General features: G+C 63.6%; 17 protein-coding genes. 7 read left to right on the forward strand and 10 right to left on the reverse strand.

The window, feature by feature from the left end; all coding sequences use genetic code 11:
- Positions 1-23: 23 nt before the first annotated feature.
- The 3 genes from AAA989_RS16110 to plsY are packed head-to-tail and all read right to left on the reverse strand — an operon-like array spanning position 24 to position 2,096.
- Positions 24-395, reverse strand: a complete 372-nt coding sequence (locus AAA989_RS16110) for a hypothetical protein (RefSeq protein ID WP_338245361.1) — start codon at positions 393-395, stop codon at positions 24-26.
- A complete protein-coding gene (gene dprA, locus AAA989_RS16115; RefSeq protein ID WP_338245363.1) occupies positions 388-1,488 on the reverse strand; it encodes a DNA-processing protein DprA in 1,101 nt (366 codons plus the stop codon). Before dprA ends, AAA989_RS16110 begins: the two co-directional genes overlap by 8 nt.
- Positions 1,485-2,096 carry a glycerol-3-phosphate 1-O-acyltransferase PlsY gene (gene plsY / locus AAA989_RS16120; RefSeq protein WP_338245365.1) on the reverse strand — a complete coding sequence of 204 codons (612 nt, stop codon included), beginning with the start codon at positions 2,094-2,096 and terminating at the stop codon, positions 1,485-1,487. The genes dprA and plsY overlap by 4 nt, the downstream gene beginning before the upstream one ends.
- A gap of 112 nt (positions 2,097-2,208) precedes the next feature.
- On the opposite strand from plsY, the gene murI reads away from it, so the two are divergent.
- The 4 genes from murI to AAA989_RS16140 all read left to right on the forward strand — a co-directional run bounded on the left by murI (position 2,209) and on the right by AAA989_RS16140 (position 7,232).
- Positions 2,209-3,009 carry a glutamate racemase gene (gene murI / locus AAA989_RS16125; RefSeq protein WP_338245367.1) on the forward strand — a complete coding sequence of 267 codons (801 nt, stop codon included), beginning with the start codon at positions 2,209-2,211 and terminating at the stop codon, positions 3,007-3,009.
- 106 nt (positions 3,010-3,115) lie between these two features.
- The gene (hemA, locus tag AAA989_RS16130) at positions 3,116-4,336 is read left to right on the forward strand and encodes a 5-aminolevulinate synthase (protein WP_338245578.1); all 1,221 of its coding nucleotides are present in this window, start codon (positions 3,116-3,118) and stop codon (positions 4,334-4,336) included.
- 105 nt (positions 4,337-4,441) lie between these two features.
- A complete protein-coding gene (locus tag AAA989_RS16135) occupies positions 4,442-6,604 on the forward strand; it encodes a putative bifunctional diguanylate cyclase/phosphodiesterase (RefSeq protein ID WP_338245369.1) in 2,163 nt (720 codons plus the stop codon).
- Between the two features lie 103 nt (positions 6,605-6,707).
- Positions 6,708-7,232 (forward strand): hypothetical protein, encoded by a 525-nt coding sequence (locus AAA989_RS16140; protein ID WP_338245370.1) that lies wholly within the window; start codon positions 6,708-6,710, stop codon positions 7,230-7,232.
- 119 nt (positions 7,233-7,351) lie between these two features.
- Here AAA989_RS16140 and AAA989_RS16145 read toward each other — a convergent pair whose 3' ends face one another.
- The 3 genes from AAA989_RS16145 to AAA989_RS16155 form a co-directional block, all read right to left on the reverse strand.
- Positions 7,352-8,215, reverse strand: a complete 864-nt coding sequence (locus tag AAA989_RS16145) for a DUF5694 domain-containing protein (protein ID WP_338245372.1) — start codon at positions 8,213-8,215, stop codon at positions 7,352-7,354.
- Positions 8,216-8,274: 59 nt separating this feature from the next.
- Positions 8,275-9,480, reverse strand: a complete 1,206-nt coding sequence (locus tag AAA989_RS16150; RefSeq protein ID WP_338245374.1) for a type III PLP-dependent enzyme — start codon at positions 9,478-9,480, stop codon at positions 8,275-8,277.
- Between the two features lie 128 nt (positions 9,481-9,608).
- Positions 9,609-10,163, reverse strand: coding sequence for a LemA family protein (locus AAA989_RS16155; RefSeq protein ID WP_338245377.1), 555 nt, complete (start codon positions 10,161-10,163; stop codon positions 9,609-9,611).
- A 99-nt stretch (positions 10,164-10,262) separates the two neighbouring features.
- Between AAA989_RS16155 and AAA989_RS16160 the strand changes: the two genes are divergently transcribed.
- Entirely contained in the window at positions 10,263-11,219 is a 957-nt protein-coding gene (locus tag AAA989_RS16160; protein WP_338245379.1) for a DUF3137 domain-containing protein, read from the forward strand.
- Positions 11,220-11,240: 21 nt separating this feature from the next.
- On the opposite strand, the gene AAA989_RS16165 is transcribed toward AAA989_RS16160, so the two are convergent.
- Positions 11,241-12,296: a 1,9-bis(guanidino)-5-aza-nonane synthase gene (locus tag AAA989_RS16165; RefSeq protein ID WP_338245380.1), complete on the reverse strand. Its 1,056-nt coding sequence runs from the start codon at positions 12,294-12,296 to the stop codon at positions 11,241-11,243.
- 281 nt (positions 12,297-12,577) lie between these two features.
- Here AAA989_RS16165 and AAA989_RS16170 point away from each other — a divergent pair, with 281 nt between their 5' ends.
- Both AAA989_RS16170 and AAA989_RS16175 read left to right on the forward strand, forming a co-directional pair.
- A complete protein-coding gene (locus AAA989_RS16170) occupies positions 12,578-13,552 on the forward strand; it encodes a threonine ammonia-lyase (protein ID WP_338245383.1) in 975 nt (324 codons plus the stop codon).
- Between the two features lie 72 nt (positions 13,553-13,624).
- Positions 13,625-14,047 carry an MAPEG family protein gene (locus AAA989_RS16175; RefSeq protein ID WP_338245384.1) on the forward strand — a complete coding sequence of 141 codons (423 nt, stop codon included), beginning with the start codon at positions 13,625-13,627 and terminating at the stop codon, positions 14,045-14,047.
- Between the two features lie 12 nt (positions 14,048-14,059).
- Here AAA989_RS16175 and AAA989_RS16180 read toward each other — a convergent pair whose 3' ends face one another.
- From AAA989_RS16180 to otsB, 3 genes are read right to left on the reverse strand one after another with little or no spacing between them, the layout of a single operon-like run.
- The gene (locus AAA989_RS16180) at positions 14,060-15,463 is read right to left on the reverse strand and encodes an alpha,alpha-trehalose-phosphate synthase (UDP-forming) (RefSeq protein ID WP_338245386.1); all 1,404 of its coding nucleotides are present in this window, start codon (positions 15,461-15,463) and stop codon (positions 14,060-14,062) included.
- 9 nt (positions 15,464-15,472) lie between these two features.
- Positions 15,473-17,272 (reverse strand): glycoside hydrolase family 15 protein, encoded by a 1,800-nt coding sequence (locus tag AAA989_RS16185; RefSeq protein ID WP_338245388.1) that lies wholly within the window; start codon positions 17,270-17,272, stop codon positions 15,473-15,475.
- On the reverse strand, positions 17,269-18,012 hold the full coding sequence (gene otsB, locus AAA989_RS16190) for a trehalose-phosphatase (protein ID WP_338245389.1): 744 nt from the start codon (positions 18,010-18,012) through the stop codon (positions 17,269-17,271). Before otsB ends, AAA989_RS16185 begins: the two co-directional genes overlap by 4 nt.
- Positions 18,013-18,091 lie beyond the last annotated feature (79 nt).

Raw genomic sequence — 18,091 nt, forward strand, 5'->3', positions numbered from 1 at the left:
GTGGTGGCGGTTGCCGAGATTCGTCAAGCCACCTTTCGCACCTTCAGCCACGCCGCGACGAACAGTGCGGCAAACAGCAGGTCCACCGCGCCGCCCAGCGCCATGTCGTTCGCGGCCTGCCCTTGCGACCAGAAGGCCAGCGCAGGAATGCCGAAGCTGATCTTCTCGAAGACCGTCAGCGGCAAGAACGCGGCATAGCGGATCGGATCGCGCGCGATGACAAGGAACACGCCCTGGAATACCAGCGCGATCCCCGCGAAAGCGAAATACAGCAGCCGATGCGGGTCGGGCGCGTCGGTAAGGTAAAGCGCGGGCACGGCGAGGAATCCGTAGATCGCGGCGATGATGTAGATGCGCCGGGCGAACTTCGCGGCGGCTTGGGTCGTGTCAGGCAAGGCTCACCCTTCCTCCGGCATGGCGCTCCAGTCGACCGGCGATTTCGAGTTCCAGCAGCGCCATCTGCACCGCGCCCGGTGTGGTTCCGGACTGGCGGACGAGTTCATCGACAGCCACGGGCGCGCTGGAAAGCATGGCGGCAATATCGTCAGCTGGCATTTCCTCGTCGGTGTCCGCGAAGGTGAAGTCCGGGCCGACCTCGCGCACCGTCGAACGGGGCTGTCCATCGAACCCGGAAAGCAGTTCGACGACGTCGGCCGGCTCCTGCACCAGAACCGCCCCCTCGCGGATCAGCTGGTTGCACCCGTGCGATCGACTGTCGGCGGGATGGCCGGGTATCGCCATCACCTCCCGCCCCGCCTCGCCGGCAAGCCGCGCGGTTATGAGCGAACCGGATTTCGGCGCGGCCTCCACCACCAGCGTGCCCAGCCCCAGCCCCGCTATGATCCGGTTGCGCTTGGGAAATTGCTGGCCGCGAGGCTCGGTGCCGGGCGGTTCTTCGGCAATCAGCAAGGCCTCGTTGGCGATCTGCTCCTGAAGCCTTGCGTGCTGCGGCGGATAGGCGATGTCGATCCCGCTGGCGATCACGCCGATCGTGTGGGGGAAAGCCCCCTCGTGACTGGCCCCGTCGATGCCCTTGGCAAGGCCGGAGACAACCACGAACCCCGCCGCCGCCAGTTCCCGGGCGAAGTCGCGCGCCAGCTTCACCGCCGCTGCTGATGCGTTGCGAGCACCCACCATGGAAACGCACGGCTTGCCCGCCAGCGAAAGGTCGCCGCGCATGGTGACGATCGGCGGCGCACCGTCCAGCGCGGCAAGGTTGGCGGGATAGTCAGGCTGGTCGTGAAACAGGTATCGTGCCCCTGCCCGGCGCGCAGCCTGTACCTCGCGCTCGATCTTCTCGCGCGGGGCAGGCTCGTAATTCCGCTTGGCCCCGCGCGCGGCCAGATCCGGCAAGGCCTCGACGGCTTCCTGCGCGGTGCCGAAGCGGCTCAGCAGCTGGGCATAGCTGACCGGCCCGATATTTGCCGAGCGCAGCAGCCGGATACGGGCGAAGGCCTCGTCCTGGGTGAGCGTAGGGGCGCCGGTCACTTCTTGCGGCCGACCTTGGGTTCCTCGCCCTTGGTCAGGCGAGCGATATTGGCACGGTGCAGCCAGATAATCAGCGCGGCGATGGCGGTAAGTACGGGCACCAGGTCGGTATAGCCAAGGACAGCGGCAGCGATGGCCGCTGCAACGACGGCACTCATGCCCGCGACGGACGAAATCCGCAGCAGCGCCAGCATCCCCAGCCAGACAACGGCATAGGCGAGCCCGATCGGCCAGGCGAGGCCAAAGCTTACACCGGCATTGGTAGCCACGCCCTTGCCGCCCCGGAAGCCCAGCCAGACCGGGAAGCAGTGGCCCAGCACGGCACCGAGTGCCGCGAAGGGAACGGGCCCGAATGCGTCGTCGATGGCGATATCGGACTGGGCGAACAGCGCCTTCGCCAGAAGAACCGGGATCAGGCCCTTGGCAAAATCCAGCAGGAGCGTTGCCGCCGCCAGCTTCTTCGAGCCGGTGCGCAGCACGTTGGTTGCGCCGATATTGCCGCTGCCGATGGTGCGGATGTCGCCCATGCCGCCAGCCTTGGCCAGCAATAGCCCGAACGGGATGGAGCCGAAGCCGTAGCCGAGCAAAAATCCGAGTACCTGGTCCATCAGCGCCCCATATCCGTTTGCCCCAAGCTTGTCGAAGGGCCGCCTCTTCCTCTAGTTGGGCGCCTAAGTGAAATGCGGGGCTTCGACAAGCTCGGCCCACACGGAGTTTGTCTTGGACGTTCAACCCGCCTCTCCCGTCCTGCTGTTCGATTCCGGCTTTGGCGGACTGACCGTTCTCGCCGCCTTGCGAGAGCACCTGCCTCAGGCCCCGGTCATCTATGCCGCCGACACTGCCGGCCTGCCTTATGGAGAAAAGACCGAGGCTGAAATCGCCGCTCGCGTTGCCGGGTTGCTGGGCAGGCTCGCCGAACGCTACCGTCCGCGCCTTATCTGCATCGCCTGCAACACCGCCAGCACGATCGCGCTGGGCATGGTACGCGACGTGCTGGAAATACCGATTGTCGGCACTGTCCCTGCCATAAAGCCCGCCGCCGCCATGACGCGCAGCGGCACGATCGGACTACTGGGCACGGCCGCCACGATCCGGCAGGCCTATGTCGATAACCTGGAGGCAGAGTTTGCGAGTGACAAGCGTCTGCTGCGCCACGCCGCGCCCGAGCTCGTGGATGCCGCGGAAATGAAGCTGCGCGGCGGCGCGCCCGATCCCTCCATCTTCAAACGAGCCGTCGAAGGCCTGCAGCAGCAGGAAGGCGGCGAAGAGATCGATACCGTTGTGCTGGCCTGCACCCACTTCCCGCTGGTACAGGACGAACTGGCCGCAGCTTTCGGCAACAAAGTTCAATTCATTGACGGAGCGCAAGGAATCGCCCGGCGCATAGTGTACCTGACGCAAGGCCAGTCGTTCGACCGGCGGGACGGCAACTTTGCAATTGTGACGGGTGATGAACAGGATAACGCAGATCTTCTCGGCGGACTCGAAGCTTACGGAATCGGCAGAATACTGCGGCTTTAATGAGAATGGTTCGCAAACTTCGTGCTTCAAACCTGCGCTCTTATTGACTAAATCCGCCGCCAGAAAGAGCCGCGAGTCCAGTAGCGGTGCAATTTGGACAGGTACGCTGAACTACGATCAGATCTTCGACCAGGCCATTGATCGCCTGCATTCTGAAGGGCGTTACCGCGTCTTTATCGATATCCTGCGCAACAAGGGTGCCTACCCCAACGCACGCTGCTTTGCCGGCCACAACGGCCCCAAGCCCATTACGGTGTGGTGCTCGAACGACTACCTGGCCATGGGCCAGCATCCCAAGGTCGTTGCCGCCATGGAAGAGGCGCTGCACGACGTCGGCGCCGGATCCGGCGGCACCCGCAACATCGGGGGCAACACACACTATCATATCCAGCTGGAAAACGAGCTGGCGGACCTTCACGGCAAGGAAGCCGCGCTCCTTTTCACCAGCGGCTACGTCTCCAACGACGCCACGCTGTCCACGCTGGCGAAGTTGCTGCCGGGATGCATCATCTTCTCCGATGAACTGAACCACGCCAGCATGATCGCGGGAATCCGCAATTCAGGCTGCGAGAAGCGCATCTTCCGGCACAACGACGTGGAGCATCTGGAACAGCTGCTCGCCGCGGAAGACCCGGACACCCCCAAGGTCATCGCCTTCGAAAGCGTCTATTCGATGGACGGCGACGTGGCACCGATCCACGCGATCTGCGACCTGGCAGAGAAGTACAACGCTCTCACCTACATCGACGAAGTCCACGCCGTGGGCATGTACGGCGAGCGCGGCGGCGGCATTTCGGAGCGGGACGAGGCAGCCCACCGTATCGATCTGATCGAGGGGACGCTCGGCAAGGCTTTCGGCGTGATGGGCGGCTATGTCGCATCCAGCAGGAAGGTGATCGACTGCATCCGGTCCTATGCGCCGGGCTTCATCTTCACAACGTCGCTCAGCCCCGTACTGGTCGCGGGTGTGCTGGCATCGGTCCGCCACCTGAAGCAGAGCAAGGTCGAGCGCGAAGGCCAGCAAGCCGCGGCAGCTCTGCTGAAAGGCAAGCTGCGCGACGCCGGATTGCCGGTGATGAATTCCACGACCCATATCGTGCCGCTGATGGTGGGCGATCCGGTCCGCGCCAAGAAGATCAGCGATATCCTGCTGGCTGAATACGGCGTCTACGTTCAGCCCATCAATTTCCCCACCGTCCCGCGCGGGACGGAAAGGCTGCGCTTCACCCCCGGCCCCGCCCACACGGAAGCGATGATGGACGACCTGGCGAAGGCGCTGGTGGAAATCTGGGACCGGCTGGAGCTGGAACTGCGCAAAGCCGCCTGAGACGCAGGCATTGCGGACCCCGTCTTAGGGTCAAATTTACCATTATCCGTCATTGCATCGGCTGGATGCCGGACAACCGGCGCATGAGCGATGTGACGGAGACACATGACGGTCAAGGGCCTTCTTAAGGGGTTTACCGGAGAGAAAAGCACCGGAAACGACGCTTTGCGGCGGGAGGTGCTCGACGACTTCGAACAGGCCGGAATCGGCTGGATCTGGGCCAGCGATGCCGAAGGCCGTCTTATCTACCTGTCGGACAAGGCAATTCAGAACCTGGGCCGCGAACCGGAAGTAGTGCTGGGCCAGCCGCTGGTCGATCTGTTCGAAGTCGACCGCAACAATCCCGACGAAAAGTCGGATCGCCCGCTAAATTTCCAGCTGTCGGCCCGCAACAAGCTGGCAGACCTCGTCGTGAAGTTCGGCGCAGAAGGCGCGCGCCCGAAATGGTGGGTGCTCAGCGGACACCCGAAGCTGGCGGCCGACGGAACCTTCCGGGGTTATCGCGGCAGCGCGAAGGACATCACCGTCGAATTCCAGCGCAAGCTGGAGGATTCGCGCGCGGCGGAATACGATTCGCTTACCGGGCTCGCCAATCGCCACAGGATGGATCGTCGCCTCGATTCGACCCTAGGCGCGTTCAAGTCGGCCAAACGGTCCTGCGCGCTGATGATGATGGACCTCGACAAGTTCAAGTACGTCAACGACACGATGGGCCACCCCGCCGGCGACGATCTGCTGCGCCAGGTTGGCGACCGCCTTCGCGCCGTAATCGGCGGAAAGGGCGAGATCGGTCGCCTTGGCGGCGACGAATTCCAGGTCATCCTGCCCGACATGGACGATCGTGGCGAGCTGGGCGAGCTTGCCGACAAGATCATCCAGATGCTGTCTTCCCCCTACCAGGTGGAAGGCAAGCGCGCGATCATCGGCGCTTCCGTAGGCGTATCGATAGCCCCCTACGACGGGCTGGATCGTGACGAACTGACCCGCTCTGCCGACCTCGCCCTCTATGCCGCCAAGAACGGCGGACGCGGCATGTACCGCTTCTATTCGGCGGAACTGAAGGACGTGGAGCAGGAACGCCAGATCCTGCTCGACGACATGCGGGAGGCGCTGGAAAGGGAGCAGTTGCAGCTGCACTACCAGCCGGTGGTGCGCACCAGCGACAATGCCATCGTCGGGTTCGAGGCGCTGATGCGCTGGGAGCATCCCGAGCGCGGCAACATCCCGCCCAACCAGTTCATCCCGGTGGCCGAGGATTCCGATCTCATCAATCGGCTGGGCGAATGGGCAATCCGCCGCGCCTGCGAAGATGCACGCGAATGGCCGGAAACCGTGCGCGTGGCGGTCAACGTCTCGGCAAAGCAGTTTGCGAACAAGGGTTTCGTCGCCGTTGTAACGCAGGCCCTGGCCGAGACCGGCCTCGACCCGGACCGGCTGGAACTCGAACTGACTGAAACGGTGTTCGTCGGCGATATCGAAACCACCGAGAAGACCTTCGCCGCGCTCAAGCACCTTGGCGTGCGACTGGCGCTGGACGACTTCGGTACCGGCTATTCCTCGCTCAGCTACCTGCGCTCCGCTCCGTTCGACAAGCTGAAGGTCGACAAGAGCTTCGTCGACAGCTGCACGCAGAAAGACCAGAACAGCGCCAAGATCATCTCCGCCATCATCGGCCTCTCCAACGCCCTGGGAATGGACGTGACGGTGGAAGGCGTGGAGGCCTTCGATCAGTTCGATCTCGTGTGCAAGAAGGGTGCGCAATACATCCAGGGCTGGATCTATTCCCGCGCGAGGCCGCAGGCCGAAATCCTCGAGGAAATTGCCAGCGGAGGATACCGGATCGAGCCGAGCGGCCCGGACCAGTACCGCCCCGAACGGCGCAGCGTGTTTCGCCGGATCGGCGTGATTCACGAGGATCATCGCTACGAAGCCGTAATGCGCGATCTGAGCACGACGGGTTCGCGGATCGAAGGGCTTGTCGGCGTGCCCGAGGGGACGGGACTGGTGCTCGATCTGGGCGGCGGCCAGCTGGTGGTTTGCGAAGTGCGCCGCTCGCAGGATGCCACCATCGGCGTCGAATTCGAGACACCGCTGATCAGCGATGGATCGGGCGGGCTTTGCACCCGCCACCGCGTATCGCCCTACGCCCTCGCGGCAGCGGGCATGCCCCTCACCTCCCTGCCGCCCGGAAACTATCCCGATTCGATGCTGGGAGACGGCCCGAGGAGCCAGCCCCAGTTCATGCAGGTGACCGTCCATCGCGGCTGATTTGCGCGGATTGATCCGCGTCAATGATTGACCGCGGGAACATGCCACCGTTTCGCTGGGGCGTTCCTCGCCACGGGAGACGATCATGTATCTTCGGACTACAATGACAACAGCCGTGCTCGGCCTGGCACTTGCGTCTTGCAACAATCCGCAGTCCGCCCCCGATGACCCGCCAGCCGCCAACGCTGCGGCACTTACCGAACTGCCAGTCAGAGCCAACGCAACGATGGTGGGTCTCATCGACAATTCGGCTGACTACATCTGGACGGTGGGCAACGGGGACCTCCCGCAGGATGAGCTGGACTGGGACCTGGTGCGCAGCGCTACCTACGACATGATCCTGGGAGGCCAGGTCATGAAGGTGCCGGGCACCGGCGAGTTCGATCACCAGTGGACGGCGAACGAGGAGTGGCAGCAATGGTCCGACCAGTTGACGCAGATCGGGCAGGACGCGCTTCCCCTGGCTGAGGCCCAGTCAACCGATGTCGCGGCCTGGCGCGCGATCGGCGACCGCCTGATCGAGAACTGCGAGGGCTGTCATAACGCCTTCAAGCCGGAATTGCCGTCTGAAGGCATCCTGCATCGGTCCACAGAGCGTGAATCGCGCGGCATCAGCATGTTCGACTAGGTGTCTCTGCAGTCGGCCGCATGTCGAAAGCGCCAGCCGATCCTAAGCGCACCTTGGCGGCAATCGTTTCACCGAGCTTCAGCAGACCCGGAATGGAGGAGTAGCGCAGCCTGGGCGCCTCAGCCGTCGCAGCGTCCGTCTTCAGCGCTGCGCAGGTAGGGGCGCGGATCGACGCTTTCGTATCCGGGCGTCAGGCTTGCAAAGTGATCGAGCCAGTACTTGTGGCCGGATCCCACGATGATCAGCACCCTGTCGCCCGGCTCGGCGGTCAGGCCGGCCTTCGCGAACATCTTCGCGTTGCGCATGTACCAGTAGGCGTTCAGCTCGGCTCCCGGCTGTTTCTCGGCGTCACCGAAAGCCATGAGACCGTAATATATCTGCGAATGGCCCCAATCGAGCAGCTCGGGATCGTTGTGATCCAGCAGGTTGGCGGCAATCGAGCATTCGCCGTCATCGGCGCTTCGCGACGTTATCTCTTCCTCGGCCAGGGCGAAGAGGGCATCGAGCCGCGCCAACATGCCGTTATCCCGCGCGAAGGTCTGCACCGCGTTCAGCGGGAAGTAGTCGGGCTCACCCTCCCCTCCTCTCTCGTCGAAGCCGTAGACGTCGTCGTGGCCGAGTTGCAGGGCGAGGCGATAGCCGATCTGGTAGCTTTCGTTGCGGCTCTCCGCGATCCGCGTCTCGGCCTCTGTGCGATAGCTTTCCATGTGCAGGTCGGCGGTATCGGGCTGCGCTTCCACCAGGATCCGGGTCGGGCGCCACTCCGCCAGGGCGTCCGTGATCGCCTGCAACTCTCGCTGGCGGTGCGGCGCGAGGACGTCGTCGACCTCGATGTTGATCACATCCTGCCCGGGATTGTTGAAGTGATAGACGCCCAGCACCATCACCTCGACAGGCGCAAGATCGGCCTCCTCGTGGTGGTCGGCCAGTGCAGCAGAAGACGCCAGCCCGAGTGACAGCGCGGCGAGCGGAACGAGCCTCATGGCAATCCTCCGTGTGTGTATTGTCTATCTAATACACACACGGCTGGATCAATGGCAAGTCAGCGCAGGCTCACCACGTTGTCGCTGGTGCGCGGATCGGGCCTGTCGCCGCGATAGAGGCTGGCCATGGGCTCGTCGAACACCGTTGCCACCTCGCTGGCACCGAATCCGTTGAACCGCGTCTTCATCGCCGCGCCATACGCACCCAGCATGCCGATCTCGATATAGTCGCCGGCCTGGATGTCTTCGGGCAGCATGAAGGGGCCCTTCATGAAATCCGCATCGTCACAGGTCGGCCCGTAGAAAGAGAATTCCGCAAGCGGGCTGCGCAGGTCGTCCTCCAGCGCGCGAACGGGGAAACGCCATGCGACGTGGGCCGCATCGAACAGCGCGCCGTAGGCACCGTCGTTGATGTACAGTTCGTCGCCGCGGCGCTTTTCCACCTTCACGATGATGGACGAATACTCGGCGCACAGCGCCCGGCCCGGCTCCGCCCACAGCTCCGCCGAATAGGAAATCGGCAGCGCTTCGAAATGCTGGTGGATCAGCTGGAAATAGTCTTCCAGCGGCGGCGGATCGAGATCCGGATATATGCTGGGAAAGCCGCCGCCGACATCGATGATGTCCACGGTCACTGCCGCCTCGGCGATGGCCGCGCGGACACGCTCCAGAGCCTGGACGTAGGCGAACGGCGTCATCGCCTGGCTGCCCACGTGGAAGCAGATGCCCAGCGCGTCACAGTGCTGGCGGGTCGCCTGCAGCAGGGGCGCGGCATCGACCAGGTCGACCCCGAACTTGGCCGCAAGCGACAGTTCCGAATGTTCCGAAGAAACGCGCAGGCGCACCAGCAGGCTCAGGTCCGCCGCGGGCGTGCCGTCATCGGCAGTCGTAGCCTCGACCACCTTTGCAAGCTCTTCGAGCGTATCGAGGCTGTAGGTCTTCACCCCGTGCTCGAAATAGGCTTCGCGCACGGCGCTGCGGGTCTTCACCGGATGCATGAAGCACAAGGTGGCTTCGGGCAAAGTCTCGCGGACCAGCCGCACCTCTGCGATGGACGCGACGTCGTAATGAGTCACGCCAGCATCCCACAGGATGCGGATGAGGTCGGGCGATGGATTGGCTTTGACCGCATACATCGCCTTGCCCGGAAACTTCTCGACGAAGAATCGGGCGGCGCGAGATGCCGCGTGCGGTCGAACTAGCGTCACTGGCTCGTCCGGCGAAAGGGTGCGGACTACAGCCTTGGCGTCAGGATACTGGAGCAATTCAAGGGACCCCCTAAGGTACTAAACCGACAAGTAGCTGCCTTGCGGTGGGAATCCCTTGGGGCAGCGGAAGCGCGCATTTAAGCCGCATCGGCTGAATTGCAAGAGAAATCGGCTGGACCGTTCCGTCAGCCGAATTGTACCTCGGGCGCCTGGTCGACCACGCCCTTTTCGCTGTCGTCCAGGCGATGGAAATCGGCCTCTTCAAACCCCAGCGCACCGGCAAAAAGCACGGCGGGAAATGTCTCCCGGCCGGTGTTGTAGCGCGACACGGCCGCGTTCAGCGCACGGCGGGCAGCCGCCAGCTTGTCTTCAACCACGGCCAGTTCGCTCTGCAGTTGCTGGAAATTGGTGTTCGCCTTCAGGTCGGGATAGGCCTCTCCCAGCGCCAGCAGCCGATCCAGAGCGACACGGAGCTGCGCTTCGTCCGCGGAATTGATCGTGCCCTGCGCCGCCGTGTTGCGCGCCGCGATCACCTGCTCCAGCGTCTCCTGCTCGTGATCGGCATAGCCTTTCACGGTGTTGACCAGGTTCGGGATGAGGTCGTGGCGCTGCCGCAATTGCGCGTCGATGTCGGCCACGCCCTGGTTCACGTTCTGCCGCAGGGCGACCAGCCGGTTATAGATGCCGACCAGCACCAGCAGCAGCAGCACGATGACGACAAGTGCGATGATCAGTTCCATGATGGCACCCCTACCCTACCCCTGTTAAACGAAAGTGTGCCATCATTGAGGGCAAACGCAAAGGGGCATGGCACGCAACCGGCGAAGCAGGGGGAAGACATGATCGAGCGTCCCGACGTGAACGCCCTAATGGCGGGGCCGCTGGGCAGGTGGCTGGATGAACAGGCCGAGGTCCGCAGGGAAGCGAAGAAGAAGACGTGGAACCGGCGCTTCGTCGTGCTCGTCATCCTGCTGCCGCTGGCCCTGTTCGTGCTGATCGCGTTTCAGATCGAATTTGCCCCCGTCGCCTGGGGCACCGTGTTTCTTGGCGGACTTGGCTTCGCCTGGGCGCAGAGGCCGGTGAGCAAGGCCGTGAAGACCGTGAAGGTCGGGATAAACGATGCCATCGCCGAAACGCTGGGGCTGGAGTACCGCCACGACTGCGAGCCCGGTGCGCCCTTCGAGCTGGCCAAGGCCTGCAAGCTGCTGCCCAATTACGATCGCGCCCGTTTCGAGGACCACTGGAGCGGCCAGATCGGAGATATCCCGTTCTCGCTGCACGAGGCGAAGCTGGAGGAGCGTCGCGGGTCGGGCAAGAACCGCCGCTGGGTCACGGTGTTCCGCGGGCTGGTGATGAGCGTCGGCTATTCGCGTCGTTTCCACGGCACCACGCTGCTGGTGCGCGACAATGCCTATCGCCAGTTCTACGGCGCCAAGAAGGACTCGGTCAGCATGATCGGCATGCAGCTGGACTATGCCGAGATGACCCACCCCGACTTCGAGGACAGGTTCGACGTCTACACCACCGACCAGACCGAAGCGCGGCACCTGATCGATCCGCTCTACGTCGAGCGGCTGATCGCGGTGGAGCGAAGCTACCGCGGCGAAGGCGTCGCCACGATCTTCCACGAAGGGAGCCTCGTGGTGACCCTGAAGACCGGCGACATGTTCGAAAGCGGCCACATCGAGGCGCGGCACGACCGCCATCGGATGGAAACCACTATCGACCAGTTCGCCCGCATCGCGGACCTCGCCCGCGAACTGAACAGCCGCGAGCCGGTGACGGGCCATCGCTGACCCGCCCCGTCTACCGCACGCTTACTTGTCGAACAGCTTGGCCCAGCGCCGCGCCTCGCGATCCTTCCAGTGACCGCGGTGATAGGCATCGGACGCGAGCAGCGGTATAACCGAGCCGGCCTCGGCGAAGACCATCTGCTCGATGCCGGTGTTGACCTTGCCCCAGCTGGCAGCTTCCTGCAGCGTCGAGGACGAGCACGCCCCGTCGCGGACGTCGGCGACGGTGATCTGGACCGCGTACTTGTGCACCGACACGTCTTCGTGACCCAGGATCTCGGCACAGACGACCGTATCCTGGATGAAGTTCTTGGGCACGCCGCCACCGATCATCAGCAGGCCGCTGTCGCCTGACTTGATCTTGATGTCGGTCAGTTCGCGGAAGTCCGCGATAGCGTCGATCATCATGTAGGGCTCGCCCTTTTCCATCTGGTCGACCTGGTGCTTCACCAGCCCGAAGCCCGCCGAGGAATCGACGAATGCGGGGCAGAAGATCGGCACGTCGTGTTCGTAGGCCAGCTTGACGAGGCTGTTCTCCTTCTTGCCGTTCTCGACAAGGTACTTGCCCATCTCGCGGATGAAGGCGCGGCTGGAATAGGGCCCCGGCGGCAGCTCGTTGGCGATCCTGTTGATCGTGAAGTCGCAGTCCTGGAGCTGCTCCTCGTCGATGTAGGTGTCGTAGATGCGGTCGATGTAGAGCGAGCGCAGCGTGTCGTCGTCGGGCACTTCCAGTGCCTGGTAGTGCTTGTGACCAAGGCCCTCGAAGAAATCCATGTCCACGATGGTCGCACCCGTGGCGACCACGCAGTCCACCATGTTGTTGCGCACGAGTTCGGCATAGAGATCCATGCAGCCCGCCGCGCTGGTGGAGCCGGCGATGACGAGGAAGATGGTGCAGTCCTTGTCTTCCAGCATCTGGTTGTAGATGCCCGTGGCATTGGCCAGATCGCGGCTGGTGAAGCTCATCTTCTTCATCGAATCGATGATCGGCCGCGCGTCGAAACTCTTGATGTCGATATGCTCCACCTGCGTGGAAAGCAGCTCTGCCTTGCGCGTGTCGTTGATCTTCGAATCGGTCATTTTCGGCGTTCTCCTGTCCGTTTTGCCCGAAAAACGGGATGCGGCGCTCCCCGTTCCCTAAATCCCCGGGAAAGGAAAGGGTCTTTTCGGAGCTAATGTGGAACACATGGAACACGGTCCTGGCGCGAAAAGTCCGGGTCCGTCCGTCAGACCGGGAAGTCCCGGTTTTTGCAAGGAGCGGAGACGTCGCGAGAGCATTCGGCCAGGCTCGCGCCGGGCGAGCGACGTAGGAAAGCGGCAAGGCGCTGGCATCGCCAGCATTTTCGTCATATCGCGCTGCCATGAGGGACGATCAGCAAGACCGTGAGCCCACGCGCGAGGGCGTGCTCGATGCCACGCGAAAGATGGCCGAAATCCTGCCGCCGACGCCGCTGATCCCGCTGGAGATCGGCGATGCGCAGGTCTGGGTGAAAGCGGAATGCCTGCAACCCGTCGGCGCATTCAAGATCCGCGGTGCCTGGCACCGCCTGAGCGCGCTCGACGAGGCGGAACGGGCCAGGGGCGTCGTCGCCGTATCGAGCGGAAATCACGCGCAAGGCGTTGCCTGGGCGGCCCGCAGGCTGGACATGCAGGCCGCGATCGTGATGCCCGAAGATGCCCCGCCGATAAAGCTGGAGCGGACGAAGGCGCTGGGCGCCGAGGTCGTGACCTACGATCGCATGACGCAGAACCGGGAAGAGATTGCGCAGACCCTCGCGTCGGAGAGGAATGCCACCTACGTCCATGCCTTCGCCGACCCCTGGGTGATCGAGGGCCAGGGCAGCGCTGGTATCGAGATAGACTCCCAGTTGAAGGATCAGGGCGCGCCCGCCCCCACCCGCATCCTTGCCTGCTGCGGCGGCGGCGGCCTGTCGGCAGGTCTCGCCCTCGCCTGCCCCGATGCCCTTGTCGTTCCGGTGGAGCCCGAAGGGTGGGACGACGTGTGCCGATCCCTCGAATCGGGAGAAATCCAGTCGGTCGGCGACAACCCGCCGAAGACCGCCTGCGATGCCCTGCAGACCTTTCAGACCAGCCCGGTAAACTTCGCCGTGCTGAAGGATCGGTGCTCCTATGGCCTGCGCGTGACCGAGGCCGAGGTGCGCGATGCCCAGCGTTTCGCCTTTTCGCACCTGCGCCTGGTGCTGGAACCGGGCGGCGCGGTGGCGCTGGCAGCCGCGCTTTCGGGCAAGGCGAAGCTGGATGGCACCACCGTCATCATCCTGTCGGGCGGCAATGTCGATCCACGCCAGTTTGCCCAGGCGATCTGGCAGTCTTGATCCTGATAAGTTTCAATTGACAATCTAAATCGCTCCCCGCAGGCTTCCGCCGGAAACAGGGAGAGACAAACCATGAATATCGAAATGCTGGCTCCGGCCGCAGCGCTGGCCATCTGGTCCATGATAATGCTGGTCTGGATGGCCGCATTGCGCCTGCCCGCGCTGGCGAAACTGAAGCTGCCGGCCGAACAATCGCGCGGCGGTCGCGGGTCCGACCTCGACGGGGTGCTCCCCGGCCCGATCCAGTGGAAAGCGCACAATTACAATCACCTGATGGAACAGCCCACGGTGTTCTACGTGGTGGTCGTCATCCTGGCCCTCACCGGCGGATCGCAGCTCGACCTGATCCTGGCCTGGACCTACGTCGGCATCCGGGTCGTACACTCGATCTGGCAGTCGGTCGTAAACACCATCCCCGTTCGCCTGACGCTCTTCACCATTTCCAGCCTGATCCTCACGGCAATGGCCGTGCACGCGCTGCTCGCCACGATCTGACGCCGCGGCGGGCTATTCGCCCGCAATGGTGCTCAGGTCGCTGATGAAGTTCTCTGTCCAGCGCTGCACGTTCTCGTCGCGCACGGTGACGATCATCTTCTCGTAGCGCGCCTTGCGCTCCTCCAGCGGCATGTCCAGCGCGACGCGGATGTTATGGGCAAGGTCGTCCGCGCTGTGCGGATTGACCAGCAGTGCGCCCTTCCCGTCGCAATCCAGTTGCTGCGCCGCTCCGGCAAAGCGGGAGAGGATCAGCACGCCGGGATCGCTCGGGTCCTGCGCGGCGACATATTCCTTTGCCACTAGGTTCATCCCGTCGCGCAGCGGCGTGACCAGCGCGATCTTCGCTGCACGGTAGAAGCCGTACAGCTCTTCCTGGCTGTAGCCCTTGTTGACGTAGCGGATAGGCACGATGTCCACGTCCGACCGCGCGCCGTTGATCTGCCCGGCCTTCTGTTCCAGCGTCTGGCGGATCTTCTGGTAGCTGGCGATGTCTTCCCGGCTGGGCGGAGCGATCTGGATAAACACGATGTCGCGAACGCGCTCGGGATAGCGATCGAAAAAGCGGGAGATGCCGTCCATCCGCTCGGGAAGGCCTTTGGAATAGTCCAGCCGGTCGACCCCGATCATGGCGCGGCGGTGCCTAGTGGAAGACAGCAATCGCTGGCCTGCCTGCCGTGCTTCCCCGGTGTCACCCTTGGCCGTGAAGAAATCGTAGTCGATGCCGATGGGATAGGCGCGCGCCACGGTGGTCCTGCCGTCCAGCGTCACCTCGCCGGTTTCGTAATCGACAGTCGCTCCCAATTCCTTCCAGCAGTAGTGGAGGAAGCTGTCGAGCCAGGTGTCGTTCTGGAAGCCGATCAGGTCGTAATGCAGCAACGAGCGCACCAGCCGTTCGTGATAGGGCAGCGAAACGAACAGGTTCGTTGGCGGCCAAGGCGTGTGCAGGAAGAAACCCATGCTGTTTTTCACGCCCATGGAGCGCAGCCGTTCGCCAAGCGGCATCAGGTGGTAATCGTGCACCCAGATCAGGTCGCCGTCCTCGATCAGCGGCAGCGCGCTCTCGGCAAAGCGCTCGTTCACACGCTCGTACCCCTTGCCGTACTCGCGTTCGAAACGGGTCAGGTCGATGCGGTAGTGAAACAGCGGCCACAGCGTGGAATTGGCATAGCCGTTGTAATATTCGTCGAGGTCCTGGCGCTCGAGGTCGATCGTGGCGGTGGTGACGCCTTCGCCCGACTTCACGTAGTTGATGGAACCGGAAAACTTCTCGGTTTCCTGTCCGGACCACCCGAACCAGATCCCGCCGTTTGCCTTCAGCGCGGAATTGAGGGCTCCGGCAAGCCCGCCCTGCGCCCCCGCCACCCCGCGTGCCTTGGGAACGGCGACGCGGTTCGAGATGACGACAAGACGAGGCATTACAATCTCCTAACGGACGGTATTCCAGCTCTTTGAAAGCAGTCCGGCGCAATTTATTATACCCACCAAAGAGTAGGTTTGCGGGAAGTTCCCCCATAGTTCTCCGGTCTCGAAATCCATGTCCTCTGACAGGAGGCCGGAGCCGGTCCGGTGGTTGAGCATCGTGTTGAACAGTTCGCGGGCTTCATCCTTGCGGTCCATCAGGGCAAGCGCCTCGATCAGCCAGAAGGTGCAGATGTTGAAGGCCGTTTCCGGCGCACCGAAATCGTCTTCGGCGGCATAGCGAAGCATGTGTTCGCCGCGCCGTAGCTCCTTCTCGATCATCGCGAAGGTATTCAGGAACTTCTCGTCCGTCGGAGCGACGAAGCGCAGCTCGAGCAGTTGCAGCAGGCTGGCATCCAGGTAATCGCTCTCGAAGCTGGCGCCGTAGTGTCCGCCCTGCCCGTTTTCCTTCCAGGCCCGCTTCTCGATGGTCTTGGCAATGGTCTCGGCCCGCTCGCGCCAGTGCGCTTCACGGTCGGCCTTGCCAAGGTAATGCGCGGCGGTGGCAAGCCTGTCGCAGGCCGCCCAGCTCATCACGGCGGAATAGGTGTGCACTTCCTGCCGCGTGCGGAACTCCCACAGGCCGGCATCGGGCTGGTCGTGCATCTTCCACGCCATCTCGCCCACCTGTTCCAGGCTTTCGAAATCGCGGTCGTCCGCCATGCGCAGCAGCCGCTTGTCGATGAAGCCCTGCACGGTCGGCAGCACGATCTGGCCATAGCAGTCGTGCTGTATCTGCTTGTAGGCGGCATTGCCCACGCGCACCGGACCCATGCCGCGATAGCCCGCCAGCCAGCTGGCCGTCGTCTCGTTCAGTTCGGCGACCCCCATCACGGAATAGAGCGGCTGGATCTGCCCGCCCTTGGCATCGTCGACGATGTTCCGCAGGTACGCGAGGTACTTTTCCAGCACGTCCAGCGCACCCAGCCGGTTCAGGGCCTGCACGGTGTAATAGGAATCGCGGATCCAGCAGTAGCGGTAGTCCCAGTTGCGCTCCGAATGCGGGGCCTCGGGAATCGAGGTGGTCAGCGCGGCGACGATGGCGCCGGTTTCCTCGTGCTGGCACAGTTTCAGCGTGATGGCGGCGCGGATCACCTCCTGCTGCCATTCGAACGGTGTCGCCAGGCTGCGCGACCAGTTCTGCCAGTAGGCGCGCGTGGATTGCTCCATCCGCCGCACCTGCTCGCGCAGGTTGCCGACGAAGGGCTCGTCCGGGCCCAGGAAGAAATGGGTGTCGTCCTCGACCCGGAAGGTGCGGTTCTCGAGGATATAGCCCACCGGCGCGTCGGTGGAGAGGCGCAGGGCCTGGCCGGTGGTGAGATAGCGGATGTGATTGGTGCCGCTGGTGGTCTCCGCCAGTTCGGCCCCGTAATTCTTCATCGGCCGCATGATCACGCGGATGCGCGGATTTCCGCTGATCGGGCGCACGATGCGCGCGAAGGCGACCGGGCGGTACATGCGGCCCGAGCGCTCGAAGCGCGGGCTGAAATCGAGGATCTCCACCGCGCTGCCGTCGCTCGATTCGAGTCGGGTGAGCAGGATCGGAGTGTTGCGGATGTATTCCTGGCTGGCGCGGCACTGCCCTTCCAGTTCGAACCGCCAGACGCCCACGTCCTGCGATTCGCCGTTCAGCAAGGCGCAGAAGGCGGGATCGCCGTCCACCCTTGGGACGCAGCCCCACACGATGGCGCCCGAGTTGTCGATGAGGCCGGAAACCTGGCAGTTGCCGATCGGCCAGAGGTCTAGATCGCTGGTATGTCCATTCACAGGCCCAACCATTGGTGCACTGCAGCAGGGCTGGCAAGGGCGTATTTCGCACAGGTCGGCTGGCGCTCGCCAACCAGCACCCCGAAACCGCCCAGGTCGCAGGCCGCGCGCATGCCGTCCTCGTCGGTGATATCGTCACCCACGAACACCGGCCGTGCATGGGCGAAGGGCTCGCATTCCATGAAGCCGCGCAGCGCGGATCCCTTGTTAGCGCCGCGCCCGACCAGTTCGATCACGCACTTGCCGCGCTTGATATCGAGGTCGTTTTCCTCCGCCATGTCCCTGGCGAAAGCGACGCCCCTGTCCTCGAGCGAGGGGTCGGAGCGATAGTGCAGCGCCGCGCCGTGCGGCTTGTCCTCCAGCGCAAAGCCGTGCTCCTGCGCGAACTCCGCCACGCGAGCCAGCAGTTCCGGCGGCAGGCCACTGGGGATTTCGCCGATGTTCTTGCCATCGGCGCTCCGGCAATCGCTGCCGTGGGACCCGGCCTTGGCAATCGACATCGGGTCAAGATGCCGTTCCAGATCGACGATGGCGCGCCCGCTTACCAGCGCGAGACGGCCATCAAGCCTGTCCGACAGGTCATGCAGACTGTCCGCCAAGTGGCGCGGCACGTCGATACCGTCGGGCGTGGAGGCCAGTTCGACCAAGGTTCCATCGAAATCGAGAAACAGCGCCAGCGGCGTGTCGCCCTGGGCGGAAAGCAGGCTATCCAGGTCGGGCGGAGGCGGCAGGTGCGGCATGGCGGGCCGCATTAGCGGCGTTACCTGCAAGGTCAAGGAATGGTGGCGAAGGAGGGAGTGCCCCACGACGTGCAGATCG

Source organism: Aurantiacibacter hainanensis, from assembly GCF_036321025.1.
Taxonomy (GTDB): domain Bacteria; phylum Pseudomonadota; class Alphaproteobacteria; order Sphingomonadales; family Sphingomonadaceae; genus Alteraurantiacibacter; species Alteraurantiacibacter hainanensis.

What these genes read in the sequence shown, in the direction of transcription:
- plsY (WP_338245365.1), bottom strand. Translation starts at nt 2,096, where the DNA reads ATGGACCAGGTACTCGGATTTTTGCTCGGCTACGGCTTCGGCTCCATC.
- AAA989_RS16135 (WP_338245369.1), top strand. Translation starts at nt 4,442, where the DNA reads ATGACGGTCAAGGGCCTTCTTAAGGGGTTTACCGGAGAGAAAAGCACC.
- AAA989_RS16140 (WP_338245370.1), top strand. Translation starts at nt 6,708, where the DNA reads ATGACAACAGCCGTGCTCGGCCTGGCACTTGCGTCTTGCAACAATCCG.
- AAA989_RS16145 (WP_338245372.1), bottom strand. Translation starts at nt 8,215, where the DNA reads ATGAGGCTCGTTCCGCTCGCCGCGCTGTCACTCGGGCTGGCGTCTTCT.
- AAA989_RS16155 (WP_338245377.1), bottom strand. Translation starts at nt 10,163, where the DNA reads ATGGAACTGATCATCGCACTTGTCGTCATCGTGCTGCTGCTGCTGGTG.
- AAA989_RS16160 (WP_338245379.1), top strand. Translation starts at nt 10,263, where the DNA reads ATGATCGAGCGTCCCGACGTGAACGCCCTAATGGCGGGGCCGCTGGGC.
- AAA989_RS16165 (WP_338245380.1), bottom strand. Translation starts at nt 12,296, where the DNA reads ATGACCGATTCGAAGATCAACGACACGCGCAAGGCAGAGCTGCTTTCC.
- AAA989_RS16170 (WP_338245383.1), top strand. Translation starts at nt 12,578, where the DNA reads ATGAGGGACGATCAGCAAGACCGTGAGCCCACGCGCGAGGGCGTGCTC.
- AAA989_RS16175 (WP_338245384.1), top strand. Translation starts at nt 13,625, where the DNA reads ATGAATATCGAAATGCTGGCTCCGGCCGCAGCGCTGGCCATCTGGTCC.
- AAA989_RS16180 (WP_338245386.1), bottom strand. Translation starts at nt 15,463, where the DNA reads ATGCCTCGTCTTGTCGTCATCTCGAACCGCGTCGCCGTTCCCAAGGCA.
- otsB (WP_338245389.1), bottom strand. Translation starts at nt 18,012, where the DNA reads ATGCCGCACCTGCCGCCTCCGCCCGACCTGGATAGCCTGCTTTCCGCC.